We start from the raw sequence: 25,916 nt of genomic DNA on the forward strand, positions 1-25,916 counted from the left end.
CCTATCGGCGTCTTCTCGGAGAATTTCCCGTGATTTTCATCGCTTGTTCGTGGCCATTTTCCGCGGCTTTCTGATACCATTGCATCGCCATATCGTCGTCTTGAACCACGCCTTCTCCCTTTAAATAACAATTGCCCAGCTCGTATTGAGCCGAGTCGTTACCCGCTTCTGCCGCTAAAATTAAATAGGTGATGCCCTCTTCTACATCTCGTTCGATTCCCTCACCCTTTAACAGCATCATCGCCACAAAATTTTGAGCGTCTACATGCTCCTCATCGGCGAGCTGTTTGAAATAAAAGAAGGCTTCGGGTTTGTCCTCATCGGTTCCCTTGCCGTAATAATGGCACATCCCCAATCGGTATGTTCCATCGGCATAGCCCCTTTCGGAGGCGATTTTATAATATTTAAAAGCCTCGGTCAAACTCTTGTCTACGCCGAGTTCAAATTCGTAGCAAATTCCCATTCCCTCCGAAACATAGCCGTGTTGCTCTGCAAAGCTGTAAAACTCCATTGCTCGGTCGTATTCTTGGGTGTTTTCATAGCCGTAAAGGTAGTAGTCGCCCAGGGATAAAGCCGCCAAAGCCGATCCGTTTTCATAGGCTTTTTCAAACCACGCTTTACCGGTACTCAAATCCTGAACATCGAGAAACCCATAGGAATGGTAGCATCCCAGTTTGTATTGTGCATAGGCAATACCCTGTTCTGCAGCGGCAGTCATGTGTTGAAGCGCTTGCTGAGGATCGGTCGGCAGTCCGCCATACCCCTCTTCATGCGCCAATCCCAAATCGACATGGGCATCGATGTATCCCAGATCCAAAGCCTCTTGAAAGTGTTGCAAGGCCCGTTCGGGATTTTCTGGCATACCCACGCCGTAGCGATAAAATCGAGCGACATGGTATTTTGCTTCTGCTATGCCCGCTTGAGCTGCGCGATCGAAGTATTCAAAAGCCAAGGTCGGATTGGGTGTACCCAAATAATTGTCCTCGTAGAGATACGCCAATCGGATAGCCGCATATAAATACTGATTCTCCAACGCTTGTTCGTAAAGCGTTTTGGCCGTTTCAAAGTTTTGTTGAACGCCGAATCCCTGCTCGTAACACATGGCCAATTCTATGCGCGCATAGTCCGAATTAAAATCGTCTACCGCTTTGCGATAATGCGCCAGTGCCTTTTCGGCATCGGGTTCGCCGGTATATCCATATCGGTAATATCTGCCGATCATTTCAATAGCCGTCAGGTTGTTTCGCGACGCGGCTATTTCAAAGTATTCCAAAGCGGTTTCGAAATCTTCCTTCTCTGAAAATTCCGCATTTTGATAACCCATTCCAATGCGATAGGGCGCGTAATCGTTGCCCATTTCCATCGCTTTATCCAACAGCGCACGAGCGGTGTCGAGATCTCTTTCCACATCTGGACTCTCCATTAAAATATAGGCTTTTTCCGAAAATGCTCTCGGATACTCCCGCTGGATCAACTGATCGATTAGCGCCATTCCCCGTTCAAAGTCCTTTCGCTCGGGATGGTAAATGCGGATCAATGCCAATTCAAAAATCGCATCGGGCAGTCCATACTCCAGCGCGCGTTCAAAATAGTAAATCGCCTTGTCAATGTCTTGATCGGCAGCGCGCGAATAAGAATAGTGATACCCCAAAGTATATCCGGCCAACAACACCCCATAGTCAAAGGCCTCTTTTAAAAGCTGAATTCCGCGTACCGCTTCCAACTGCTTAAAACGCTGGTTCACGATGTTTAGTCCCAGCAAATACTTGCAATACGCACTGCCTTCTTCGATACCCTTTTCCAGATAACTCAGGGCCTGTTCGTCTTCGCCTTTTCTCAAATAAAAATCGGCGTAGATATAACGCCCCTTCTGCTCTTTTTCGATGACATCGATATGCTCTTGTATCGCCTGCCAACCCGCTTCCTCCGAAGTGGCTGTATAATATTTGAGGTTCAACGACAACAGACCGCTTTGCTCAAAGCCCAATGACTTGGAGCGCTGTAGCAAGTCCCAAGCCGCTTCCGGATCGGCAGCTTCTGCGCCTTTAATGCCGTAATATACATTGTAGCCATAAGTCCCCAAAGAAGCCGCATCGTTTTGCGCCACCCCCTTCATCAGATAATCGTGGGCCATGTTCTCGTCCTTAAACTCCGCACGAGCACTGTCTATCAAATCGTATTGCACGCAATATGCCCTGTTATAGCCCAAAGCGATTACACGGTCGTTGAGATTCTTGCAAACGGCAAACCACGCGGCATAGTCCTCTTCGCTCAAACGCATCGAACAGTGGTAATTCCACGATTCGCTGTAAATTTGCTGATGCAAACGCTGCATGTCTTCGTCAAAAGCTGCTGCATCCACAGCGACTTCACATAGGGCATGTGCACGGTACCAGTCGGACACCTCGCTGTAGTCCGCTTGGGTAAAGAACTGTTTTGCTGCTTCACTTAGATTTTTTTTGTCGCTAGTATACGCATCGAGGTAGGATTGATAAATCTCTTTAAAAGGGTGTTCCATAATATAATTTTTCTGTCAACGATTCAATTAGTGGTAATTTGGGCGAAAGTTCGCCTCAATACTACGCTGTTAAACAAAAATATCAAATCTTTATAGAAAGCTTCATAAAAAGAAATTAAACTTTGAGTAAAATAAGGCCAGCTATTGCCTGCCATATAAAAGAAATGCGCGAATTACAAGGGGATGAGATCGTGCAAAGCACCAAAAAAGCAACGGCTCGAACAGGAATTGATTTGCCGAGCTGTAAATATTGGTAAGTAAAACGGAAATAGAGCATAGCGCTTTGAAGGACACTACAAGCGGCTGTAAGTTATTCGCCTCTTAGGTATTTCTTGTTGACGCGGGAAGCAGCGACATAAGACGCCAAGAATCCCAACACAAAAATGGTACTGCCGACCAAGAGTATGTTGTCAATGGTGATTTTGACGGGATACCCCATCTCACTGGTTATTTTAAGCAGTTCATAGCGCTGTTGCACCAAGACCACCACGATGCCGAGGGATATGCCTATAAACCCGCCAAAACTCGTTAAAATCAGTCCTTGAAGCAGGAAAACCCGGCGCAGCGAACGCTCGCGCACCCCTAAATTATGGAGGGTTTTCATGTTGTTTTGCTTTTCGAGTATGATCATGATCAAGGCTCCGGCCAAATTGAATAGGGTGATGATTACCACTAGAGTAAAAATCAAGTATACCACGATATTTTCGGTATTCAACATCTTGTACAAGCTGTCGTTGAGCTGCATGCGGTTTTTGATCTGCACTTGTTCGCCCAATATCGACTGAATGTCGGCTATGGCTTTGTTTAAATTGACCTGAGGGGCCAATTTGAATTCGAGATTGGACACCTCATTGGGAGCCAAACCCAGTAATTCCTGAGCGAGATGTAGGGACGCAAAGACGTATTTCTCGTCGAGGTCGTCATTTTTTAAGGTGTAAATACCCATCGGAATCAGATGGCGCTCGTTAAAAGCGCTTTCCGGATTGTCGATGGCTCCGGTTCCCGGTTTAATCGCATAGGCTTTGAAGGCGTTTTCCGTGTCAAACAACCCCATAGAGAGCTTATGCGCCACGCCCAATCCCAGAACTACTTCCTCGGAATCGGCTTCCAACCACTGTCCGAATAGGAGGTTGCTCTCCATATTGGTCACTTGCAAAAAAGCCGCATCCACCCCTTTGATATTGGCCACGACTTGTTTTTCATTGAACAAAAACAACACCCGATCTTCGACGACCTTGGAAACACCCGCCAAAGAAGGACTCGCCTTCAATCGCAATTCCTGCTCTGGCGTTAACACAAAGCTCTTTCCCTTGATGCTAAAAGCCTTTAACTCGGGATCGAGTTCGTTGGTAAAAGAGGTGCTAAATTCTCTCAATCCGCTGAATACCGACATCACGATTATCATCGCCATAGCACTGACCACAATGGCCACAGCAGCTATGGCTGTGATGACATTGATGGCATTGCTCCGGCTCTTGCTAAAGGCGTATCTCTTGGCGATATAAAACGGAAAGTTCAAATCTTATTTTTTCTTTCTTTTGATTAATAGTTCGCGGTCTGCGATTGGATTTTCTTCTCCTTGTAGGGCTTTGTCGATTTGATCGATATACTCCAAGCTGTCGTCTATATAGAATACCAAATTCGGTACTTTGCGCAACTGTTGTTTGACGCGTTGTGCCAAGTTGTGTTTAATCAGTGGTGCATTGGAACGGATTCCCTCCAACAATTCCTGCCCTCTCTCAATCGGAAAAATGCTTAGATACACTTTCGCAATCGATAAATCGGTTGTCACATTTACTTTAGATACGGAGATAATCAGGTTGCTGATTCCGTTGCTACGCACCTCGCCTTGCAAAATATCCACTAGATCTTTTTGCAACAAAGCGCCCATTTTTTTCTGTCTATTCGTTTCCATGCTGCAAAAATACAATTTTTTGGATGGAAATCTTTTTATATTTGCTAATACAAACAACTGTAAACAGAAAATGAAAAAAATTGAACACATCGGCATCGCCGTAAAAGACCTCGCCCAGTCCAATGCACTCTTCGAAAAACTTTTCGGAGCCCCCGCCTATAAAGAGGAATCCGTAGAAAGCGAAGGAGTCAACACCTCGTTCTTTATGAATGGACCCAATAAAATAGAACTGCTCGAAGCAACCCATCCCGAGAGTCCTATTGCAAAATTCCTCGAAAAAAAGGGCGAAGGCATCCATCATATCGCTTTTGAAGTGGAAGATATACACGCGGAAATATCGCGCTTAAAAAACGAGGGCTTTACCGTGCTCAACGAAATTCCCAAAAAAGGCGCTGACAACAAGCTCGTTAGCTTTTTACATCCAAAAAGCACCAACGGAGTGCTGATTGAACTGTGTCAGGAAATTAAAAAATAATCAAATTTATTTTGCAAAACCTTTGATTTATTTAAAAAAGGACGTAATATTGCAACCTCGAAACCGGTCCTATAGCTCAGCTGGTTAGAGCACCTGACTCATAATCAGGTGGTCCCTGGTTCGAGCCCAGGTGGGACCACATAAGGTTTGAAAGCTTCACAGCAATGTGGAGCTTTTTTTTTAGAATAACAACTTTTATAAAACGGCTGTCTCATTCTTGAAACAGCCGTTTTTATGATTTTTACTTAGCCAGATCGTTTAATAACGAATACTTTCCTGATTTTTTTAACACACCATCCTCAAAATAATACAAAAAATCATCCTTTTTTACCCTTGAAGAAAGTTTTGCATTCCCAAGCATATCATTTATAAAATACCTTTTATAAGTTGATTTATATTTTTTATTATAATACCCGTTGTCAATCGAAAAAATTGGAGAATACACAGGCTGATTAAATGTTGAACTCACAAATAGATAACCATCCATGACAAGAAACAATTTACACTTTCTCTCATACATTTGAAGTTCTAGTTCTCGCAATGACACTATTTCTTGTCTCTGATTTGATATCACGTAAACCAAAGCCTTAGGATATCTTTTTAACTCTTCTTTTAATTGATATCCATTTATTTTGGTTATTTGTTCTCTTTTTACCTCTTCAAAACTTTTGAGCGGAACGATGATTTCCTTCCAATCCTCCGTTAGAACACCATAATCATTAGTAAGATCTAAAACACCCCCACAAGAGGTTAGACTAAAAAAAGTTAAATAGACAAATAAATACACACACTTAATTTTCATCTTTGATATTGAATTAATTCTAACTTTCAAATTTTAATTTACTTCCCGCTCCGGGCATTAGTTGTCCATATTCAAAAACATAATCTGCTTCATATTCTATTTTTTCATTTATTCCCCTACCAAGCAAGTCATTTAGAAAATTCTTGCCATACACGGACCTCCTTTTTTGGGTATAATAATCCGTATCAATGGAATATAATGGACTTTCTCTTTTCTGATTATATGTCAAAAAAGTATATTCATAACCAAGCATAACAATAAATAATTTATATCCATTTTTTACAGCAAACTGCTCATATTCTTCCAGTGATAAATTTGATGAACAGCCATTAGCTAAAGTATGAACTATGGCTTTAGGATGTTTTTTCAACTCTTCCCTTAATTGATTTCCGTTTATTTTAGTTATCTGATTCATTTTCACTTCTTCGAAAGTAGTAAGAGGAACTACCCGTTCCTTCCAACCATCAGGTAAATCGTTGTAATTACTCGTAGTAATTAATGGCCCACAGGCCGCAAAAAGCAACCCTATATTGATATAAAAAAGCTTTTTCATCTAATCGCTATATTATGAAATTAATATATAATTGAACACATTAACAGGCTTAAAATTAAATTTATGGAAAAACTTATCTATTAGGCGGTTTATTATTTTATTCCTGCACAACGAATGACACAAATGAAGAAACAACAAATCACACCAAACAAGAGCTTAACCTTAGTGATGAAGATCAAATAATTTATGACAATGTAACATTTAAAACACTAAGTTATGAAGAAGTTTATAAACTTCTTGAGAATGACCTTACACCAATAATTTTTGGTTACGATTTTCATAGAGCTTCGAGAGATTGTCTACGTGGCTTTGGTATTTGTAAAATTCATGTCGCAGGTCCTGTTGGCCCTACACTCCCTCCTAATTGGCCACCAGTAGAACCACTTCCTCCAGGATGGCCTGGTCCTACACCTGGTGGAGGGGGAGGTTTCGGGACTACTCGAGTAGAAGGCCAAATATTTTCTGATAAAATTATTTTTGACCATTTAGTTCAAGATAGCCAAATCGACTTAAATAAATTTCCACTAGAAGTTGCGGAGATGATTATAGATGTTAACGAAAAACAATATCTTCTAAAAGCAAAAGACATTCAATTTAATTCTGAGCTAGGAGACAAAGGAGGATATAGAATAGAGTTTATGAAAATGTAATTCCTTTTCAACTACCATAAACCAATCTTTTTTATAAACTCAAATATTCATTCATTTAGTCCGGTTCGAAATTAATTTCGAACCGGACTCTTTTATTTTTAATAAAATCGCCAAGAGCTGTTACAGGATACATTTAACAATCAATTACAAAACCTCTTATTGTACTATCTTTCACTAAAAAAAATGCTTTCAATGTGGATAAAATGCCTACCACACTTCCAAGAAACACACTTCCAAGAAACACACTTCCAAGAAACACACTTCCAAGAAACACACAACCACCTGATAAACAATGAACTTAAAACGCGACTAAAATATCTCATAATCAGGTGGTCCCTGGTTCGAGCCCAGGTGGGACCACTTTACGCAAACTATTTATAAATAAGGGTTTGCGTTTTTTTATTATATGTATTTGTATAGTTTTTGTATAGAAATTATGACATCCCATATTTTGTACAACCAAATTTTAAAAGAAAATTTGATGGCTTATTTTAAAGTGCATTTGGATAATTAAAGTTAATTTTTACTGAAGTATCATTTGAAAAAATGTCCAGTTTTTCATACAATAAACTGGACAAAAGCATATATTTGCAGCAAATAAAAAGGCATGAAAACCACTGATTATATTGCAGTTACCATAGATAGACTTCCTAAAGGCTATGTTTTCACCTATGCTGACTTTACTACAGCCGTGAATAAAAAGCAAGCAGTCATTAAAGCTTTAAATAGAATGGTTGTTTCTGGTAAGATTGCTAAACTGTCTAAAGGCAAATATTACAAACCCGAAAGCACTCCGTTTGGAAATTTAGAGCCTAATCAGTTCCAAGTTGTAAAAGATTTACTTGAAGATAACGGAAAAGTAATCGGTTATCTAACAGGCTATAGTATTTACAATCAATTAGGATTAACTACGCAAGTGAGTAATACAATTCAGATTGGCAGGAACGAAATTCGTCCAGTTCTACAACGAGATCGCTATACTATTAAATTTATCAAGCAAAAGAATACCATTACCAAAGAGAATATTCCGCTTTTGCAACTATTAGATGCTATTCGTTACATCAAAAAAATTCCTGATAGTACTGTTTCATCCGCCTGTTTACGGTTCATATCCTTATTAAAAAACTTAAGTGAAAAAGAAACAAATACTTTAGTACGCTTATCGCAAAAATACCCCCCAGCTACAAGAGCACTTATAGGTGCTTTGTTGGACGAAATAGGAATTATGCAATTCCAAGAAGTACTACAGAAAAGTTTGAACCCAATTACAAAGTATAAACTATCAGGTGTCACTAGTGTTTTGAAAACATCCGAAAAATGGAATTTACTATGAAGTTACACGATGATATAAAACTATTTAGACAATCTATTGATTTTACCGCTCAGCAAATGGGAATATTACCCATTTATGTGGAAAAGGATTATTGGATTACGTACGTACTTCATCTAATCTTTCATGATTCAATTGGAACAGAAACCGTTTTTAAAGGAGGAACTGCTTTGTCAAAATGTTTTGGTTTAATTGAACGATTCTCTGAAGATATTGATTTAGTAGTTTTGAAACGAGAGGATGAAGGTGGAAATCAATTAAAAAACAAGTTAAAAAAAATAACAAATCTTGTTGGTACTAAATTAACTGAAGTTGACAAAGAAGGCATTACCCATAAAGTCGGAATACTTAGAAAAATCGCGTACAGCTATCCAAAAACAGTTACTGGAAAATACGGACAAGTAAGAGAAAATATTATAGTTGAAGCTACTTGGCTAGGGCGATATGAACCTTTTCATAAAACTACTATTTTCTGCTATATTTTTACAATGATGGAATCAGCGGGACAACATCAACTTGCCGAAGAACATGACTTATTACCTTTTGAAGTTCAGGTTTTGCACGTAAACAGAACTATTTGCGAAAAAATAATGAGCTTGGTTCGGTTTTCTTATGGAGAAGATCCAATCACTGACTTGCGAAATAAAATTCGCCATACTTACGATTTACATCAGTTATTAAAAGTTCCCGCAATTTTAGAATTTTTTGAAAGTCCTGCATTTGAAGAAATGCTTTCACTTGTTGGAGAAGATGATGTGACGAGTTTTAAAAACAACAATCAATGGTTAGCATTTCATCCTAAAGAAGCTAAAATATTCACTGAAACAGAAGAAACGTGGAAGGTATTAGAAAATACATACACGAATGAATTTGGGAATCTGGTCTATGGTGTACTACCAAATAGTGATGCGGTTTTAGATTCTCTAATAAGAATTAGAGAAAGAGTAAAGAATGTAAAATGGGATATTACAATTCCTGAAAACGAGAAAAAAAAATAACATGAAATTTACCGAATCACAATTAGAAAAAGCGTTTATCAGTTTGCTTCAAGAAGAAAGAATGACTCACCTTATTGGCTCGGAAATGCGTCAAATCGAATTTCAGGGGTTTCAGAACCTGAAACGGTCTATGGTCATATAGCAAAAAAGCACTTATTATTGAAGTTTTAAAAGCCTACCTGAGAACTGATTATGCTACCGAGAATGAAATAGATTCCACAGTTAGCCATTTAGAACGACTCCCGTCTTCGAACTTGTACGAAATCAATAAAACCAGTATGAAAATGGTGTGTGATGGTTTTTAAAAGCTCCTTCCGTTTCGAAAAAATCAATAGCTTTATAAAACAAACAAATTCAATGTGGATAAAATGCGGAACACAACGGTCAAAAACACATAAACACCTTTATATGATTTTGTTTTGTTGAGCCTCAGCCGTTATTGGATAAAGAAAAACTATACCTTAATTTTAAATTGTTAGAAGGAGTTTTGGAATCTAAAGAAGTAATAAAAGAATTAATTCCCGAATAGGACGAAACCATTAATGGTATCCATAAGTTTTTTACAGCAGTACTAGAAATTAAAGTTCCCATCAACTAGGAAAATCTTGAGAAAGAAAACAATACTCAAAAAACGATCAAAACGTTTAAAACTTAATAATATTTACAAGTATTTGATGAAGAAAAATACTATTTAATCATTTCGCAAATTATTATAAAACCAATAAATCATTTTAAATTTCCGGCACGATCAAATTTTTTGCTAAGGCATAACTCGACTATCGGAATTATTAGAATTGAAGCTACTGCAAAAAATATCATCAAAATATCCACAGCTAGTTCCTCCGAGGTAAGGTGAAACAAAACAAAACTCGCGATTATGAAAACCATCACATTTATAAGTTGGACCCGATTTGCGATTTTATTAGCGTAGTTCCATACATTATCATTTTTCATAGATCGACTAGTCTTATATCCAAAGAAACCTCTCTTTTTACTCGTATATTTCATACTTAAAAGAGTAAACAGTAACATAAGCACTGCGAATAGTAAACAATAAAATTGCATCTTAATTAAGTGTTTAAGATTTTTCTCCAGTACCCCAGCCCCCCTCAAAGACTTCTTTATCTAAAACGATACGAATCGATGTACGTTTTATGTAATCAGTACTTTTTTCATCGTCAATAGTAGGTGTACATCAAGAGAGTATTAACAGCCTCCCTTAAAAGCGATAAACCAATTTTTGTTGTTTCTAACCAAAACTTAAAAGATGTTAATTATTACAGATAAACATAATGTTAATACTTATTTAAAAGAACATAAAAAGTAATTTTGAGACTCAAAACACCATTCGAGGTACCTTACTTTATTGCGCTAAACCATCCTTTTTCGAAATTTCAGTCTCGAATACAATATTTGTGAACCCCTGAAGACAAGTTAGCATTCTATAGTAAAATGTTTTTAAAGTCGTATAATTTTCAAAGTATATATCTATTTTCGAATAGGGAAGCCGTTTTTCTTAAGGCTTGAATGCTTCATAATAATGCGAAGCTTTTCCAACACATTAAGCTCTCTATAAAGCATTTACAATAACATAAAATCAAAATACACAAAAACAAATATCGCAAAGAGCAACTTTCCACAACTTATTCGGTATTTATTTAAATCCTCTTTTGCATTGCTCTCAAAGTAATACGAGACAAGCACATCACTTCTTTACTTTTGCAACGAATCACACCTAATACAAACTATTCAAACCAATAACAAACTATAAATCAGCTAGATAACAGCATTTTAATTTGCTTTAAACTCTATTATTTACAAAAAACACTTAACAGAGCTAAACACAAAACACAACAGTACCAGACTCGGTAAGCAACAAAAAAACCGCTCAGTAAATTCAAATGAATTACTAATAAAATCAAAAACATAAAATAAGTTAAAAAATTAACATTATTCTTTGGTGTGTAAATTATTTTTTTTTTATGTTTGAAAGATAACTTATTAAATTTTTTATTATGAAAAAAACATTACTGGCAATTATTGGAGTATTCTTACTTATTTCTTGCTCTTCAGACAACACTAGTACAACGACTACCTTATCCGATACTGGTACAAAAAAAAACTTTGATATTGATTTAAGACTAAACATTCAAAGTTACGAAACTATTAAAGTTGGAGATCATGACTTTAAACAAGTTACTTTAGACGATAATATTAAACTAATAATAGCCCCTAATTCTAACGAGTTTAGTTCTTTTACTATGACAAATACTATAGCCCCTAATGGTTCTGGTTTCTTATTAATAAACAATAAAGACGGCTATTTTCATCAAAATTATATGAATTTTCAGAGATTGGCAAGTCTACAAAAGAATGCATTTAGAGAATGCATTTAGAGAATGCATGGACGAGATGTATGATATTATATGTGATAATTTCGTGGGATGTGTTGCATGGTATACCAATCCAGGAGTAGCCGTAATGGCGGCTATGTATTGTCAAGCTACGCTTCAGGAATTTCTAACTGCCGAATACGAAGTTCCTACATTCACAGTAGTAAAAATGTCTGATGCGTTAAAATTAGAGACTCAAATTTTACTCGAAAACAATTTTACAAAGGTTAGATCTGATTTGGCAAAGCATAAGTTAATACAAAGTAGAATAACCCAATAACAAACTATTATGAAAAAACTATTATTATTTACAATCGCACTCTTTATTTTCACAGGCATGATTGGTGCTTTAGCGAAAATCACTGATTTTAGAGCTTTAGGAAATACTCTTTTGACCCTTTCGGGAGTACTCCTTATTTCTGGAATATTTTTGATTTCAAAAATATTGTTTTCAAGAAAAACACAGTTATAAAAAATCTAAAAACAGTTATCCTATTTGATTTATGCATTACAAAGCATGAAGCAAAAGTAAATCGACAGGACAAATAAGGTTTGAAAGCTTCACCGCATGGTGGAGCTTTTTTCATTTAAAAATTATCGATTTTTTAGATGGAGACCATTTTTGCCAATACTGAAGTGCCGACAACACTAAGTGATATACTATGAGCGCACCCACAAGATGCTGGCGCCAGCGCAGAACAATTATTGAGTTACATTCGTTTCTATTAACGCTCCTTTTTTATTTACAATCCAATACAAACTATTATCAATAATCAGTACTCTTTTTTTATAACCATACTGTCCTATATTGTTTTTTCGTTCTTTTATAGTAGGCATAATTATTTCCTTATCGTCTTCGTTCAAAACTACTGGTTTAAACTCCTTGATTTCTGTATAAAAGAAATAATCTGTTTCAAAAACTATCGGATAAAATTTGTCATTAATAAACAGCTTTCTATTAGTAATCAATGCTTCTTTATTATCTAAATCTAAAAGACTAAACTTTAACATTGAATCAGACATAAATTCTAAAAAAAAAACAATTTTACCGTTCCCATTAGATCTCGAAATTTCATTGTAAATGGACTCTTCTGTATTTAAATCTAAAACATATGGAATCATTTCAGCTTGTTTCTTTATTGAACAACTTGTTAATATTAATAAACTTACAACTATAATTACTCTCATCAATCAATTGTATAATAATTAAAATCCTTCCCAACTTCATAAAGCATCCTGTCCATTATTAAAACTTTCTGTGCCTGAACTCCAACTCGAGTGTTATAAGCATCAATAGAACATCTATTTACACCTAAACTCCAAGATACTGACGAAGGCCCACTCGAAAGCGAAGATTCGCCCCAGTCCATTCTTTCGTGTGACGAAACAAAAAACCGAATCCCTACACAGCTGTATGCAAACAACAAAAAAAGTATCTCCTCCTTTTTATTTCAAACATTAATGGACACAAATTAGATGCTACTAAACTTTGTAGGCACCAGCAAGATGCTGGCGCCAGCGCAGAACAATTATTGAGTTACATTCGTTTCTATTAACTTCCCATTTATTTTATCAATAATCCAATACGTATAATGGTCAAATATGGGTTTTCTCTTTTTTAAGTCGTAAAACTCCATTTTCTCTCTTTCACTTATAATTGGCATATCAATCTCAACTCCATTTTCTATTCCAAAAAATGGTTTTTCTCTTTTTATCTCAGCATAAAACAAATAATCTGTATCAAACGTTATCGGATAAAAACTATCATTAATAAACAACATTCTATTTGTAATTGATTTTTCTCTGTTTTCGGCATAATTAAGAATTATCATAAGCCTAGAATCAGAAAGGTGAGTAATATAAAATCCGATTTGACCTTTTGCATCTGCTATCTCTTTATAGATAGATTTTTCAACTCTTAAATCAACAATATATGGAATTATGGAATTATGTCTTGCAGAAGAACATCCTATCAAAAATAACATACCAATATATAAAATAACCCTCATCATTATAAACTTTTAAAATCCGATTTGACCTGTGGCATCTGCCATCTCTTTATAGATAGATTTTTCAACTCTTAAATCGGACAATATGGACGTTTTGGCGTAAAAACTCAAAACATTAGCCGTAGTCTGAAAAGAATTGCTGTTTTCTATATCGTCAATTTCAAAAACATTGCTTAAAAGCAGGGTTATTATCCGTTCTAACACAACGCTGTCTTCTATAATTTGCCCCCTAAGCATTTGTGTCCTTAACGCTATCTACGGTGTTGTTTATTTCAAATATAACTAAATTCAAAAACAAATAAACGAACTCATGTGGTTCATTTGTAAACAATATTGAATTATAAACGAAAATAAATCCTATTTTAAAACAAATAGCTCGCTAAGATTAAAAAAATTATCAAAAATTAATCTTAAAATTTGACAAAACAATTATTTGTATGTATTTTCGGTTGGTCAAAAAAGTTCCAATATTGGCGTTTTTAAATCGCTGTATTTTCTATCGATACCAGTTACTTCAGAACATACACAAAAGTTTGCTATTATTTATGAAATTTGCTTATCTCCTTTTTTTTATGTGCTGTTATGCCTTGGTCTGTGCTCAACAACCAAACCTAATAGATACACTCAGTCCCCTGCAAAAAAGTATACTGAAAGCCGATTATAAAAAACGAAAAACTGTCTTCTTTGCCCAATTGGATGAGTCTCTAAACAAAAAAGAAAGCAAAGAAATCAAGTCTGTATTTGAAGAAAGCTATAAAGAAATTCAACAAAAGATTGACCAAAATAAAATTTTATACGACACCCCCTTTAACGACTATCTAAACACACTCGCTAAAACAATACAGCAAGAAAATCCCGAAATTCCCAAAAATCTATCCCTCTTGGTTTCTATTGAAAGCCAAACCAATGCTCACAATCGAGGTGAAGGCACTATAGTCATCTACAATTATCTACTAAATGCCTTAGACAACGAGGATCAATTGGTGTATATACTCTGTCACGAAATGGCTCATCAAACCCTAGACCATGTACTGAAATCGGTAACAAAATATGTCCAATCCAACAACTCGGAGGAATTAATAGCCAAAACTAAAAAATTAAAGAAACAGAAATACAGTAAAAAAACCAGTGCAGAAAATTTGCTGAAAGAAATCATTTATAACAACTCCGCTGAAAGTAGAAAAAGAGAAACTCAAGCAGACTCACTGGGTTATATTTTTTACTCCCGACTCAACCGAAATCCACATCAAGTTGCTAGGTCACTAGAAAAATTACGAGATTCCGATATAGAATCCGATTCTTTAACCCCACAAGACTACACCAAAATACTGGAATCCTTTCAGGTACAAATCAAAGACAAATGGTTTAAAATGGAAAGGTTTGACCAATATTATTATCAGAAAAATACCCGATTCAATACCGATTCCCTACGCAGTCATCCCAATATTGATGTTAGAATTGAACAGCTAATATCACTTGCACCTGAAATCAAAGGGCACGAACAAATCGCTACATTAAAAACCAGCTCGTCAGCGGAATTTATACTCTGGCAACAAAGCGCTATTTATCAAAACATTCAAAACGAATACTACTTAAAAAACTACGGCAATAGCTTGTATGAAGCGCTTAAACTTTATAATAGAAAACCCACCGAGCAAGTCAAAAATTGGATTGGCTTAAATCTCCAAAAAATCTATGAAGCCAAACAAACGTACAAACTCAACAAATTTGTCAGTCAGGTCAATGTAGCAAAATACACCCACAGTTACAATTTGTTTAGCAGTTTCATTTTCAATCTTAGTTTATCGGACTTAGAAAACATTTATAAATCTATAGAACCCCAAATTACTTTTACAAAAACATTATGAAAAAAACACTTTTACTCTTATTACTCCTATTTAGTTCAGCAATATACAGTCAGGTCGTTGAACTACAGAAATTATCTACGGGAGAACTCATCGAAAGCCAGCCCTTATTCAACAAAGAAGAAGACGATATTTACGGTTACTTCTTTATCTTTAAAAAAGACAAAATCGCCAAAAAAGAGTTTTTGTATGAATATGTACTTTTAGACAAAAACTTAAACAAAGTACTCTCTGGAGATTTTACGGAAAAACTTGGTGCGTATGGAAAGCTCATCGATGTTAGTTGTATTTACCGCGACGGTTATATTTCATTTAAAATAGACGAACGTTTTGTTTCTATTGGAGCCATTGTCCGCACTAAATACAGACTATTAGACATCCGGGAAAATTCACTCTCCGATTCATTTGTGTTGACTGAAAGTTTAGAAAAAGACTATCCCGAAGAATCAAAGTCCCTTAAAAAAAGTACGGTTTTCGCTTTTAGACCGAATTCATTTGGATATCATTTAAACACCCCACTAGAAAACAATGAAGACTCCGGCCTTCACAACATCAACCAAATGGGCTATGCGACTGCAGCGTCTAGAGCTAAGGGAATTCAATTTTTCAATGCACAGCTAAATCCCTTATGGTCCTACTCGTATAACGCCTCGGGAGAAAAAAAGCAATATGAGTCGGTTTCCTTTTTAAACAATACCAACCATTCGGATGTTCTCATCGGCAGACGCTACTTTCACGGGTCAAAAAACGAGGATTTACTAAAAAAAGGACAGCTGTTCGACTCTTTTCTGTTTTTCGACAAAGAAACAGGTAAACTAATCAGTGAAATTGCTCCTTACGGATTAAAAAAAGCAGCAGGAATACAAGCCAAAGATATATCTACCATTGATGTTTATCTAAATTCTAATGAAAAAGTTAGCTTTTTGGACCGTATCATGAGCGAAGACACCAAAAACTTCCTCTTAGATGAAAAAAAAATTATTGGGTTTTCCAAATCGGAATACGAGATTGCTACAGGAAAGGAGTTAAATAGAAATTTCTTTAAATGGACCCAATTAGCGCCACATCTACCCATAAACGAAAACGGTTACATCAATGAAAAAGGAGAACCTAACAGTTATTTATTTCTTCACGATGCCCTTTTAAAATCCAATGGCAATCTGGTGTTTGTTACAGAACAGTACAAAACCTTATCCGGCAATGCATTTATGAACGGTATGGAAGGAGTGAAAATATTCGACATGATTCTTTTTGAGGTCGATAAAAACATGAACTTGGTTCAGTATAAACGCATCGATAAAGGTACAAAAAGCGTACGAAATGGTGTAAGAATGCAGGGTACTACAGCTAATTATTTTGGTATTTTTGATTATTCTGGCTACCAAGACCTCGGTGACGACAACTTTTTATTCTTCTATTTCAACAAACAGAAACCAGAGAGCGGCGGTAAAAAACAATGGGTTTTGGGAATCGTATCCAATATCGACGGAAGTTTTACCGAACAAAAAATCAATTTAAAGTCTAAGGACGGTAGCGAACTAACTATACAACCCGCTAAAAAAGGCTATATCATGATCGTTGAAACCATTGGAAAAACATCGGAAATTCGCTTGGAAAAAATAAATTAAAATCACCTTTTCATCGCTTCAATGGGATAGTATCCTACTATGCAACAATCTATTTATATGGGCTATCATTTTGTGGCAGCCCATGTCTTTTTAAACCCTTTTGCCTTAAAATCCAACGCAACACCTTTATTTCAACTATAGCCAAAAACAACACCGCTGTTTTTACGATTAACAAGGTTTTGTCTACTACTTTAGTCAGATTTTCCAAAACCATACGCACCCCTCACTTTAGGGTCACTTGTTTAATAATTAGACTTTGGTCCATTCGAATCCAAAGTCTTTTTTAACTCATTTATAACTTCTTGCAATTGATGTGCCTCTTCCGTTCTGACAAACTCCTCATTTTTGTAATAAAACAATTCCGGAAAACTTTTTCCTGTTTCAAAATTTCCAGGCTTGCCTTTGTACATCTGTTTAATTTCATTAATGATTTTTTGCTCCTTGTTAAACCGGAGTCAATGCTCATCAAGCAGGGCTAATTTCTCGTGTAATTTACCCTTTTTGTAATTCTCAATACGAATCATGGAATCAGCAAATAATGCCACAAACCGAAAGTCTTTGTTGACCGGATCACTTGCTATTTTGTTGGCCTCCTTTGAAAACGGAACACAGGGCCCACAATTGACAGCGGTAATCATGTAAATCGTGTTTCCTTTGGTGAAATTAGCTATATTAACTTTCTTCCGATCAATTGTATAATAGACCCCCAAATCAGGAGTTAAAAGTGTTTCAATTCCCAAACTATCTACCATCGTAATCCCACCATAAATCCCTACCAGATCGGCATTAATTCGATACTATCGTGTTTATCTCCCGTTCCATTTTCTTGTAATCCATTTCATAGAAATTCCCTTTTTCATCAAATTCCATGATTTCGATAAATTGATTAAATTCTTTCTCTGTTAAATTCTTTTTAAGCATCGGCATTGGGTGACCTTTAAAAAATCCTTTCATCTTATGTTGCTTACCTTCTCTAAAGCATCCAAAAAAATCCGAATCATTCCCCACCACAACATCAACTCACAGGATTGGTGTTGTGCTATATCTCGGTGTATTTCTTGGTCATTGGCAGTAGAAAAATGCTTGGTAAACGCGTCGTAATACCAGCCTCCAACAGCAAAGCGAACAAGTTGACCTAACTGTAGCGATAAATCGGATAAGGGAATGGATGCTTCGATATAATGAATCATCTTGATGTCGATTTGATCCTTAGTAAAATCCAAACTATCGGTATCGAGCAATTGTTGTACACTCAACAATAATGATTGTAAGACCCCCAACAAACAAGCTTGTTGCACTTCCTGAGTATGGGTGTATGCTATTTCAATTTTTCCAGATAATAAGCGTTTTAAATCGTGCTGATGTAACAGTTTGGGGAATTGTTCAAACAAATCCGATACAACGGGATTATCAATGTTTTTGAGCAGCAAAAAAAGGTTGTTATGCAATTGATAATTATCTGCAAAAACGAGTTCAAATACCCGTTTTGCTCGAGTGACCGTTTTGACTAAACTCCCTTTGTTTTTGTTTTTTCCGTCATCGTCCATATCATAAAGTTTTAGTTTTACAAAAATGAAAAAAACCAATCGGATATATTATACCAAAAAGGATAAATTATACGAATTTTCATTGAACATCAAGACACTAACAACTAAAAAACGCGTATTCAAAAAAACCTCACTGCAATCATCTTCCTATAAAAATAAAAAAATTTATGTTATAATCAACCCTCGAGCTCCTTTTTAACATCGGAATTAAATCGCTAATTCGCTCTATGCCGCAACGGATATATTATGCTTAAAAAGGGATAATTTATCGGATATTTTTTTAACTTTACCCCTATACTTGTCAACCGATGGCTCTATCTTTGAGCCTTTGATAAATCAATACACTGTTATGGAACACAAAATACATCAAGGAAGAAACGTTAAGCGCTTTAGAGAAATGCTCGGGATTAAGCAAGAAATGCTCGCCTTCGACTTGGGCGACGATTGGAACCAAAAGAAAATTTCCTTATTGGAGCAAAAAGAAGTAATCGAAGTACCGATGTTGCAACAAATCGCTGCCGTTTTAAAAATCCCCGTAGAAGCGTTTCAAAACTTTGATGAAGAACAGGCGATTAACATAATTTCCAATACTTTTAATGACGAAGCTTTTATTGGAAATTCAGGAGGATCTTACCATATTAATCCCGTTGAAAAAATCATTGCCTTACACGATCAGAAAATTGCTTTATACGAGCGTATGTTACAAGAAAAAGACGAGATGATGGCGCGATTGGAGAAATTACTTGAAAGCAAATAAGTCTTTACAACAAACAACTACCACAATGACACTATACAACAAAAAGCTAAGCTCGGAATAAATCCGCGCTTAGTTTTTTGCCTTTTAAGATTCCTTAAACGATTCAAAACCTGACACTACCCATCGAAATCGTTAGTTAGTGAGCTAAACCTGGTATATTACTAGACAACTGTAAATTTTGATTATTTCCACCACTAGCTGTTTCCGCAATTTGCCCTATCCCAATTCCTATCTGCCCCAATGACATTGTTAATGCTATAGCTCCACCAGCTGCAGCTCCTGTACCTCCAGTAGAGCCAATATAACTAGCGGAAGCAACGATACCCTACAGCTCCTCTTGTACTATTCATTGCTCCATTAACATATGAATTATACGAATTTTCATTGAACATCAAGACACTAACAACTAAAAAACGCGTATTCAAAAAAACCTCACTGCAATCATCTTCCCATAAAAATAAAAAAACTTATGTTATAATCAACCCTCGAGATCCTTTTTAACATCGGAATTAAATCGTTAATTCGCTCTATGCCGCAACGGATATATTATGCATAAAAAGGGATAATTTATCGGATATTTTTTTAACTTTACCCCTATGCTTGTCAACCGATGGCTCTATCTTTGAGCCTTTGATAAATCAATACACTGTTATGGAACACAAAATACATCAAGGAAGAAACGTTAAGCGCTTTAGAGAAATGCTCGGGATTAAGCAAGAAATGCTCGCCTTCGACTTGGGCGACGATTGGAACCAAAAGAAAATTTCCTTATTGGAGCAAAAAGAAGTAATCGAAGTACCGATGTTGCAACAAATCGCTGCCGTTTTAAAAATCCCCGTAGAAGCGTTTCAAAACTTTGATGAAGAACAGGCGATTTACAATATATCGTGTAATTTTTCTGACAATGCTGTGAACAACAATGGTTTTAATGTACAAAACATCAATCCCGTTGAAAAAATCATTGCCTTACACGATCAGAAAATTGCTTTATACGAGCGAATGTTACAAGAAAAAGACGAGATGATGGCACGATTGGAGAAATTACTTGAAAGCAAATAAGTCTTTACAACAAACAACTACCACAATGACACAATACAACAAAAAGCTAAGCTCGGAATAAATCCGCGCTTAGTTTTTTGCCTTTTAAGATTCCTTAAACGATTCAAAATCTGACACTACCCATCGAAATCGTTAGTTAGTGAGCTAAACCTGGTATATTACTAGACAACTGTAAATTTTGATTATTTCCACCACTAGCTGTTTCCGCAATTTGCCCTATCCCAATTCCTATCTTCCCCAATGACATTGTTAATGCTATAGCTCCACCTGCTGCTGCTCCTCTTGTACTATTCATTGCTCCATTAACATATGGATTATTCGATTCAAATTTCATTGAAGATGGGCCATACTCCCCAAAAAGAGTTGCGCTAAAACAAGGATGCGTTGAGGATGCTTTAGTAATCGAAATATTTTCCATTACCGTTCCAGTTGATGTAATCTCTCCTGATTCATCATAAAACAATTGATTCTTACCATCTAAAATAGCATCATCATAAGTATGAGTCGACGGAGTGTTTTCTCTTGTAAAAGATTTATTATACTCTCGTTTACCAGTTTCATTAACTGTTCTCCATCCCTCCGCACTCCTCCCCGTTGGATCAATCAAATTAATCGGGTTATTGTGTACATAATGATACGGATTCCAACTAGGAAACTGCTCCGCTAAGGGGTCTACGTTGAAGCACTTCTACTCCATTTTTGCCTCGCGCGTCACTTCATTGCTACCATAAAAATAAACTTTTCAATCATAAATACTAGTCTTATAACAGAAAAAAACTAACAGACAACAGGAATTCTTAAGTCTATTAATAAAAACACAAGACCTCACTGAAGGGCAAAAAACAACCGTCACAGACTTACTCGAAGCTTTTATTTTTAAAACCAATCTCAAAAAGGAACTTTCTATATAAATACAAAAATCCCAACTTTTTACGGTTGGGATTTTTTATTTATTCTTGCCACACGAAAGGATTGACTTCGTCGAATTTCATTTCGTGCGGTAGCGGGGGAAGACATGCTTAGATAATTCTCGGTATTTTACCTTTAACTTCATTTAAATTAAAATACTTTTCTTGATAACACTCATCTAGTAGCAAATTAGTCAAAAAATCTAGATTGCCGATTTCTAACTCCACCAACTCAGCAATAAAATCTAAATATTCTATTCTATGAGTAATTCTATAAAGAAACAAACTTGCTAAAATTTGCTCTGAATGAAAATAATCTGAAGAATTTATTACTTTTTCAAATGAAACTACAATCTTATCAAAATAGTAAAATTTAACATTATTAGATATGTAATTCAAAGATGCTAATACAATGTAATTTTCGTTTGCACCAAACTTAGTTATTATCTCAAGAACACTTAAATATTCCAGGTTTAATGATATGTCATTAGCAAAATAAATTAAATCAGAGACGAATTCAGTATCACTATTGTTTAGATTTTCATTAATGAAAATTTCTAAATACTTTTTGTCATTCTCATCAAAGAGTATATATTCTCGTAAGAACAAATCTATAAACTCTTTATTTTCTACAGACAGAATTTCTTTAATATCATCTAATCCAAGCTTAATATCTGAATAACAAAAATCATGAATTAAGTTATATCCCTCTTTCCAACCCAATTCATTTAAAGATTTTAACCTAAAAACAAAATCATCTCTTTTTCCCTCCTTTACTATGTCTTGATCCTCTTTGCTGAGTTGCTTTTTCATGTGCTTTTAATTTTTGCTTTTCTGCCGATGTTCTTTCTCCTATAGGTTTAGTACTAATACGTTCTAATTCTTCAGACCCCAGCCTTTTATCATTATTTCCTCTTTGCCCCATTGAGTCAAAGAACCCAGAGGTCTTAATGCTTTCAGGAAGAGAAAAAGAAAATTGCATATCTTCACTACTTCCCGTCTGTATTGCTGCAGTCATTAGATATCCTATCGCTACTATTCCTGCAACTAATTTTACTGCCGGATGTGCTGTTTGAGGACTTAGAACTAATGTCGACGCAGTCGAAATATTCCCATCCGATTTTTTTCCTATTCCTGATGAAATAACAGAAACAAAATCTCCGTCAAATCCTCCTGCTTTATAAGCAGATGAAGTCGCACCATCTTTAAAATTAACATCTCCATTAGATTGAAACTCAAAAACTTGACCATTTTGATTTTCTCCAAGAAAAGATTTTGCTATGAATTCTCCTTTTATATTTTTATCATCAAGGTCTTTTTGATTATTTATAGTAGAATCGTGTTTAATCGTACCATGCTCATTCTCATACCATCCATCACTTTCCTCCGCAGACATCCCCGTCGGATCAATCAAATTGATTGGATTGTTGTGTACATAGTGGTATGGAGTCCATCCTGGGAACTGCTCCGCTAACGGGTCTACGTTGAAGCACTTCTACTCCATTTTTGCCTCGCGCGTCACTTCATTGCTACCATAAAAATAAACTTTTCAATCATAAATACTAGTCTTATAACAGAAAAAAACTAACAGACAACAGGAATTCTTAAGTCTATTAATAAAAACACAAGACCTCACTGAAGGGCAAAAAACAACCGTCACAGACTTACTCGAAGCTTTTATTTTTAAAACCAATCTCAAAAAGGAACTTTCTCTTTAAATACAAAAATCCCAACTTACGGTTGGGATTTTTTATTTATTCGTACCACACGAAAGGATTGTCTTCGTCGAATTTCATTTCGTGCGGTAGCGGGGAACAATACACCCTCACTGTGAATTAGTTTTCTCTTTCATCCTTACCATCATAAACTTACCGCCAAATCCTTTTCCTCTCATAATTATAGTATCCAAATTATATTTTTCTATTATAAAAGAATCTGTATTAAAGTCTAGTTGTTTGTTTTCAAATTTGAAATTCCAAATTCTTTTTACATCACCACCATGAATGTCATAATTTTCATAATCCACTCCTTCTTCATTTGTACTTTTAGAGTAGAAAATCTTCAAGTGACCATCAGAGTAGAAAGAATATTTATATCCTAAATACCTAAATGATTCATTCTCTTCTAAAGCATAATAGTTCCAGAGCTTACTGTGCTTATCGTTATTTAAAATTATTTCCTCAAAACTATTATTACATCTATCACAACTGATTAGCAAACAGCTTAGTATAAAAACAAGAAAAAATCTATTCATAATTTAAATTATTTAATTGGGAGATTTGGGCTTTACGGGGTTTAAATATTCCTTGGTGCCTCCATTTTTACTAACTCCCCATCCATAACCTGACCTATAAGATTTATCTAATTTATAACCACCTACATTTGTATCATTAAAGTTGTCAATTAATTCCCCTCTAACTTTTATATTTTCAACTCCGATAATATAATTCAACATATTACCAACCATTCCATCTTGAAAATCTTCAGTTGCTTTACTAAAAGAACTATTGCCCATTTGACTAATATATACACTAGCATGACTCTCATATGTACTATTAACCCCATTTAAATCATCTTCTCTGTGCTTTCCTTCATGAAATAATACATTCATTAAATTATTTTTATCGTTTAATGAACTACTCACTTTTCCATCGACTCCTGGAGCAATCCAAATTCCGTTATCTTTTGGGTCAAAATGAGCGATACCTGAACTAACATAACTAGCACCAACTCCATTAATTTCCATTTTCCTACCGTAATACCCTCCTATATTCGCTACAACTTGTCTATTTCGATTATTCAATCCAAACCAACTTCTACCAATTGAATAATCAGACAATAATCTAGTTTTTCCTCCATCTATTATTACAATCTGTGACTTCCCGTCATTTACAACTTTAATTATACTACCTACTTTATTAAGATATACTATATCTCTTCCATCTGGGTCAATAGCATTTACAGGATTATTTGCTACATACACATATCCTCCAATTCCAGGATACTTCTCCGCCAGCGGATCTACGCTCAAGAATATACTAGCTACAGCATCATATTATCACTCACTAGCATCTTTATTTACAACGATAACTTTTTTAGTTACACGCACTTCATCCTCTAACCACCTTCCTAAATCCTCTCCTTTCTCCCCTTTCTGATTTAGATTAATCATTACTGCGTCATTAATTATCCCGTCAATAAAGAAAACACCTTCATAATCAAATGAAACATTATAAATAGGGATTTTCCTATTATCTATTGCTCCGAAAGTATCATTTACAATTGTTTTTAAATAATTAAAATCATAATCAATTCTATTAGTTAAAGCCAAACTCACAAAAACGTAGCGTTTTTTATCCTCATTTGTAAAAACTTTAGTAATAGAATCATAATGACTTTCAAACAAAATCTCCCCATCATATTTTTGATTTACATATATAGTATCTGGAAAATCTATTCTTGCTTGAATTCTTTCCACATTTATTACAGAAGGTAGTGAAAATTCCGGTTCTACATTATTCCTTTTACATCCTAGAATTAATAAAAAAAAGAATATACATAATAATTTAATCATCATTTAATTTTTAAATACTGTTTATACTTACTAACCTCTCTTATTGAATCTCTTAAATTTAGTTTTTTGACATTATTTATATCATGTATATCAACTAGGGTATCTTTCGGTTTTCCTATATGAATCGCAGCGTTGTTATAAGGCGATGGAGGAAGAAAATTAATATTTATCCGTTGCATATACTTTACAGCCTTCTTAATATTTGGATCTTCACCTAAAGCCACAGCGCCAGAAGTTGCACTGGTCAAATGTTGCAAAATTTGTGCAAACTGAGATATGCTATTTAGTCCTTTTAAACTAGCTCCACCGGCTCCCATAAGTGAGACATCAGAAACTCTAAAACTTATCGCATTCACATTCTGACCGCGCATAGATTTCTCATCATCTCCGCCTGTTCTATTATATCCCCAAATCGTATAACGATCATAAGGTGAATTATTAGCTGTACCATTTCCAAGAGTCGTAGTATGATGACAACTCACGCAATCTGATATCCCTCCTCCTGATGATTCCGTAGAACCATCAGCATTATAAACAGTACCTTCTAATTCGAATGCTGTTCCGTAATAATGTCCTTCAGGAGTATTTGTGCCATCATACTTAGGGTCGTATGTAGCCTCCGTCGTATTTTCCTTGACAATCCACCCATCACTTTCCTGCGCAATCATCCCCGTCGGATCAATCAAATTGATTGGATTGTTGTGTACATAATGGTAGGGAGTCCATCCTGGGAACTGCTCCGCTAAGGGGTCTACGTTGAAGCACTTCTACTCCATTTTTGCCTCGCGCGTCACTTCATATCTCCAAAGAACCTATTTCCTTCTCTATAAAAATAAACTTTTCAATTATAAATACTAGTATTTTAATAGTAAAAAACATCATTAAAGAAAACGAACTATTAAACTTGTTCGTAAAAACACAAGACCTCTCTGAGA

General features: G+C 35.6%; 30 protein-coding genes and 1 tRNA gene. 11 read left to right on the forward strand and 20 right to left on the reverse strand.

Annotated elements, in window-relative coordinates; all coding sequences use genetic code 11:
- Position 1 precedes the first annotated feature (1 nt).
- The 3 genes from ACQZ43_RS01615 to rbfA form a co-directional block, all read right to left on the reverse strand.
- The gene (locus ACQZ43_RS01615) at positions 2-2,518 is read right to left on the reverse strand and encodes a tetratricopeptide repeat protein (protein WP_430614097.1); all 2,517 of its coding nucleotides are present in this window, start codon (positions 2,516-2,518) and stop codon (positions 2-4) included.
- Positions 2,519-2,828: 310 nt separating this feature from the next.
- Positions 2,829-4,037: an ABC transporter permease gene (locus ACQZ43_RS01620; RefSeq protein ID WP_430614099.1), complete on the reverse strand. Its 1,209-nt coding sequence runs from the start codon at positions 4,035-4,037 to the stop codon at positions 2,829-2,831.
- A 3-nt stretch (positions 4,038-4,040) separates the two neighbouring features.
- Positions 4,041-4,433 (reverse strand): 30S ribosome-binding factor RbfA, encoded by a 393-nt coding sequence (gene rbfA, locus ACQZ43_RS01625; protein ID WP_253470821.1) that lies wholly within the window; start codon positions 4,431-4,433, stop codon positions 4,041-4,043.
- Positions 4,434-4,503: 70 nt separating this feature from the next.
- Here rbfA and mce point away from each other — a divergent pair, with 70 nt between their 5' ends.
- Both mce and ACQZ43_RS01635 read left to right on the forward strand, forming a co-directional pair.
- On the forward strand, positions 4,504-4,908 hold the full coding sequence (gene mce / locus ACQZ43_RS01630) for a methylmalonyl-CoA epimerase (RefSeq protein WP_430614100.1): 405 nt from the start codon (positions 4,504-4,506) through the stop codon (positions 4,906-4,908).
- 65 nt (positions 4,909-4,973) lie between these two features.
- Positions 4,974-5,047 (forward strand) — tRNA-Ile (locus tag ACQZ43_RS01635).
- Between the two features lie 102 nt (positions 5,048-5,149).
- Here ACQZ43_RS01635 and ACQZ43_RS01640 read toward each other — a convergent pair.
- Together ACQZ43_RS01640 and ACQZ43_RS01645 are read right to left on the reverse strand one after the other, a co-directional pair.
- Positions 5,150-5,740, reverse strand: a complete 591-nt coding sequence (locus ACQZ43_RS01640) for a hypothetical protein (RefSeq protein ID WP_430614101.1) — start codon at positions 5,738-5,740, stop codon at positions 5,150-5,152.
- A complete protein-coding gene (locus tag ACQZ43_RS01645) occupies positions 5,730-6,263 on the reverse strand; it encodes a hypothetical protein (protein ID WP_430614102.1) in 534 nt (177 codons plus the stop codon). Before ACQZ43_RS01645 ends, ACQZ43_RS01640 begins: the two co-directional genes overlap by 11 nt.
- A gap of 1,257 nt (positions 6,264-7,520) precedes the next feature.
- Between ACQZ43_RS01645 and ACQZ43_RS01650 the strand changes: the two genes are divergently transcribed.
- Genes ACQZ43_RS01650 through ACQZ43_RS01660 form a run of 3 tightly spaced genes read left to right on the forward strand, consistent with a single transcriptional unit; the run spans position 7,521 to position 9,383 of the window.
- Complete coding sequence (locus tag ACQZ43_RS01650; protein ID WP_430614103.1) at positions 7,521-8,246, forward strand: DUF6088 family protein; 726 nt, start codon at positions 7,521-7,523, stop codon at positions 8,244-8,246.
- Complete coding sequence (locus ACQZ43_RS01655) at positions 8,243-9,241, forward strand: nucleotidyl transferase AbiEii/AbiGii toxin family protein (protein WP_430614104.1); 999 nt, start codon at positions 8,243-8,245, stop codon at positions 9,239-9,241. The genes ACQZ43_RS01650 and ACQZ43_RS01655 overlap by 4 nt, the downstream gene beginning before the upstream one ends.
- Position 9,242: 1 nt before the next feature.
- Positions 9,243-9,383: a hypothetical protein gene (locus ACQZ43_RS01660; protein WP_430614105.1), complete on the forward strand. Its 141-nt coding sequence runs from the start codon at positions 9,243-9,245 to the stop codon at positions 9,381-9,383.
- A gap of 584 nt (positions 9,384-9,967) precedes the next feature.
- Here ACQZ43_RS01660 and ACQZ43_RS01665 read toward each other — a convergent pair.
- Positions 9,968-10,306, reverse strand: a complete 339-nt coding sequence (locus ACQZ43_RS01665) for an SdpI family protein (protein WP_430614107.1) — start codon at positions 10,304-10,306, stop codon at positions 9,968-9,970.
- A gap of 950 nt (positions 10,307-11,256) precedes the next feature.
- Here ACQZ43_RS01665 and ACQZ43_RS01670 point away from each other — a divergent pair.
- Together ACQZ43_RS01670 and ACQZ43_RS01675 are read left to right on the forward strand one after the other, a co-directional pair.
- On the forward strand, positions 11,257-11,637 hold the full coding sequence (locus ACQZ43_RS01670) for a hypothetical protein (protein ID WP_430614108.1): 381 nt from the start codon (positions 11,257-11,259) through the stop codon (positions 11,635-11,637).
- A 286-nt stretch (positions 11,638-11,923) separates the two neighbouring features.
- Complete coding sequence (locus tag ACQZ43_RS01675) at positions 11,924-12,106, forward strand: hypothetical protein (protein WP_430614109.1); 183 nt, start codon at positions 11,924-11,926, stop codon at positions 12,104-12,106.
- 230 nt (positions 12,107-12,336) lie between these two features.
- Here the strand turns inward: ACQZ43_RS01675 and ACQZ43_RS01680 are convergent, their stop codons facing one another.
- The 3 genes from ACQZ43_RS01680 to ACQZ43_RS01690 all read right to left on the reverse strand — a co-directional run bounded on the left by ACQZ43_RS01680 (position 12,337) and on the right by ACQZ43_RS01690 (position 13,847).
- Entirely contained in the window at positions 12,337-12,822 is a 486-nt protein-coding gene (locus ACQZ43_RS01680; RefSeq protein WP_430614110.1) for a hypothetical protein, read from the reverse strand.
- A 341-nt stretch (positions 12,823-13,163) separates the two neighbouring features.
- A complete protein-coding gene (locus tag ACQZ43_RS01685) occupies positions 13,164-13,646 on the reverse strand; it encodes a hypothetical protein (protein ID WP_430614111.1) in 483 nt (160 codons plus the stop codon).
- 9 nt (positions 13,647-13,655) lie between these two features.
- Positions 13,656-13,847: a hypothetical protein gene (locus ACQZ43_RS01690; protein ID WP_430614112.1), complete on the reverse strand. Its 192-nt coding sequence runs from the start codon at positions 13,845-13,847 to the stop codon at positions 13,656-13,658.
- Positions 13,848-14,188: 341 nt separating this feature from the next.
- On the opposite strand from ACQZ43_RS01690, the gene ACQZ43_RS01695 reads away from it, so the two are divergent.
- Together ACQZ43_RS01695 and ACQZ43_RS01700 are read left to right on the forward strand one after the other, a co-directional pair.
- Positions 14,189-15,511 carry a M48 family metalloprotease gene (locus ACQZ43_RS01695; RefSeq protein ID WP_430614113.1) on the forward strand — a complete coding sequence of 441 codons (1,323 nt, stop codon included), beginning with the start codon at positions 14,189-14,191 and terminating at the stop codon, positions 15,509-15,511.
- Positions 15,508-17,136 carry a DUF6770 family protein gene (locus ACQZ43_RS01700; protein WP_430614114.1) on the forward strand — a complete coding sequence of 543 codons (1,629 nt, stop codon included), beginning with the start codon at positions 15,508-15,510 and terminating at the stop codon, positions 17,134-17,136. Before ACQZ43_RS01695 ends, ACQZ43_RS01700 begins: the two co-directional genes overlap by 4 nt.
- 242 nt (positions 17,137-17,378) lie before the next feature.
- On the opposite strand, the gene ACQZ43_RS01705 is transcribed toward ACQZ43_RS01700, so the two are convergent.
- From ACQZ43_RS01705 to ACQZ43_RS01720, 4 genes are read right to left on the reverse strand one after another with little or no spacing between them, the layout of a single operon-like run.
- The gene (locus tag ACQZ43_RS01705; RefSeq protein WP_430614115.1) at positions 17,379-17,546 is read right to left on the reverse strand and encodes a hypothetical protein; all 168 of its coding nucleotides are present in this window, start codon (positions 17,544-17,546) and stop codon (positions 17,379-17,381) included.
- A gap of 45 nt (positions 17,547-17,591) precedes the next feature.
- Positions 17,592-17,888: a hypothetical protein gene (locus ACQZ43_RS01710; protein WP_430614116.1), complete on the reverse strand. Its 297-nt coding sequence runs from the start codon at positions 17,886-17,888 to the stop codon at positions 17,592-17,594.
- 34 nt (positions 17,889-17,922) lie between these two features.
- On the reverse strand, positions 17,923-18,063 hold the full coding sequence (locus tag ACQZ43_RS01715; protein WP_430614117.1) for a hypothetical protein: 141 nt from the start codon (positions 18,061-18,063) through the stop codon (positions 17,923-17,925).
- Positions 18,064-18,086: 23 nt separating this feature from the next.
- On the reverse strand, positions 18,087-18,683 hold the full coding sequence (locus ACQZ43_RS01720) for a hypothetical protein (protein ID WP_430614118.1): 597 nt from the start codon (positions 18,681-18,683) through the stop codon (positions 18,087-18,089).
- A gap of 349 nt (positions 18,684-19,032) precedes the next feature.
- On the opposite strand from ACQZ43_RS01720, the gene ACQZ43_RS01725 reads away from it, so the two are divergent.
- The gene (locus tag ACQZ43_RS01725; RefSeq protein ID WP_430614119.1) at positions 19,033-19,440 is read left to right on the forward strand and encodes an XRE family transcriptional regulator; all 408 of its coding nucleotides are present in this window, start codon (positions 19,033-19,035) and stop codon (positions 19,438-19,440) included.
- 651 nt (positions 19,441-20,091) lie between these two features.
- The gene (locus ACQZ43_RS01730) at positions 20,092-20,499 is read left to right on the forward strand and encodes a helix-turn-helix domain-containing protein (RefSeq protein ID WP_430614120.1); all 408 of its coding nucleotides are present in this window, start codon (positions 20,092-20,094) and stop codon (positions 20,497-20,499) included.
- A gap of 136 nt (positions 20,500-20,635) precedes the next feature.
- Here ACQZ43_RS01730 and ACQZ43_RS01735 read toward each other — a convergent pair whose 3' ends face one another.
- From ACQZ43_RS01735 to ACQZ43_RS01765, 7 genes are all read right to left on the reverse strand, one after another.
- Positions 20,636-21,106, reverse strand: coding sequence for a hypothetical protein (locus ACQZ43_RS01735; RefSeq protein WP_430614121.1), 471 nt, complete (start codon positions 21,104-21,106; stop codon positions 20,636-20,638).
- 412 nt (positions 21,107-21,518) lie between these two features.
- Positions 21,519-22,220 carry a hypothetical protein gene (locus tag ACQZ43_RS01740; protein WP_430614122.1) on the reverse strand — a complete coding sequence of 234 codons (702 nt, stop codon included), beginning with the start codon at positions 22,218-22,220 and terminating at the stop codon, positions 21,519-21,521.
- A complete protein-coding gene (locus ACQZ43_RS01745) occupies positions 22,162-22,803 on the reverse strand; it encodes a hypothetical protein (RefSeq protein WP_430613541.1) in 642 nt (213 codons plus the stop codon). Before ACQZ43_RS01745 ends, ACQZ43_RS01740 begins: the two co-directional genes overlap by 59 nt.
- Before the next feature lie 429 nt (positions 22,804-23,232).
- On the reverse strand, positions 23,233-23,661 hold the full coding sequence (locus ACQZ43_RS01750; RefSeq protein ID WP_430614124.1) for a hypothetical protein: 429 nt from the start codon (positions 23,659-23,661) through the stop codon (positions 23,233-23,235).
- Between the two features lie 12 nt (positions 23,662-23,673).
- Positions 23,674-24,438, reverse strand: coding sequence for a hypothetical protein (locus ACQZ43_RS01755; RefSeq protein ID WP_430614125.1), 765 nt, complete (start codon positions 24,436-24,438; stop codon positions 23,674-23,676).
- A gap of 27 nt (positions 24,439-24,465) precedes the next feature.
- Positions 24,466-24,984 (reverse strand): hypothetical protein, encoded by a 519-nt coding sequence (locus tag ACQZ43_RS01760; protein ID WP_430614126.1) that lies wholly within the window; start codon positions 24,982-24,984, stop codon positions 24,466-24,468.
- Positions 24,981-25,649 carry a hypothetical protein gene (locus tag ACQZ43_RS01765; protein WP_430614127.1) on the reverse strand — a complete coding sequence of 223 codons (669 nt, stop codon included), beginning with the start codon at positions 25,647-25,649 and terminating at the stop codon, positions 24,981-24,983. Before ACQZ43_RS01765 ends, ACQZ43_RS01760 begins: the two co-directional genes overlap by 4 nt.
- Positions 25,650-25,916 lie beyond the last annotated feature (267 nt).

The organism is Flavobacterium sp. JP2137 (assembly GCF_050562195.1).
Lineage (GTDB): Bacteria > Bacteroidota > Bacteroidia > Flavobacteriales > Flavobacteriaceae > Flavobacterium.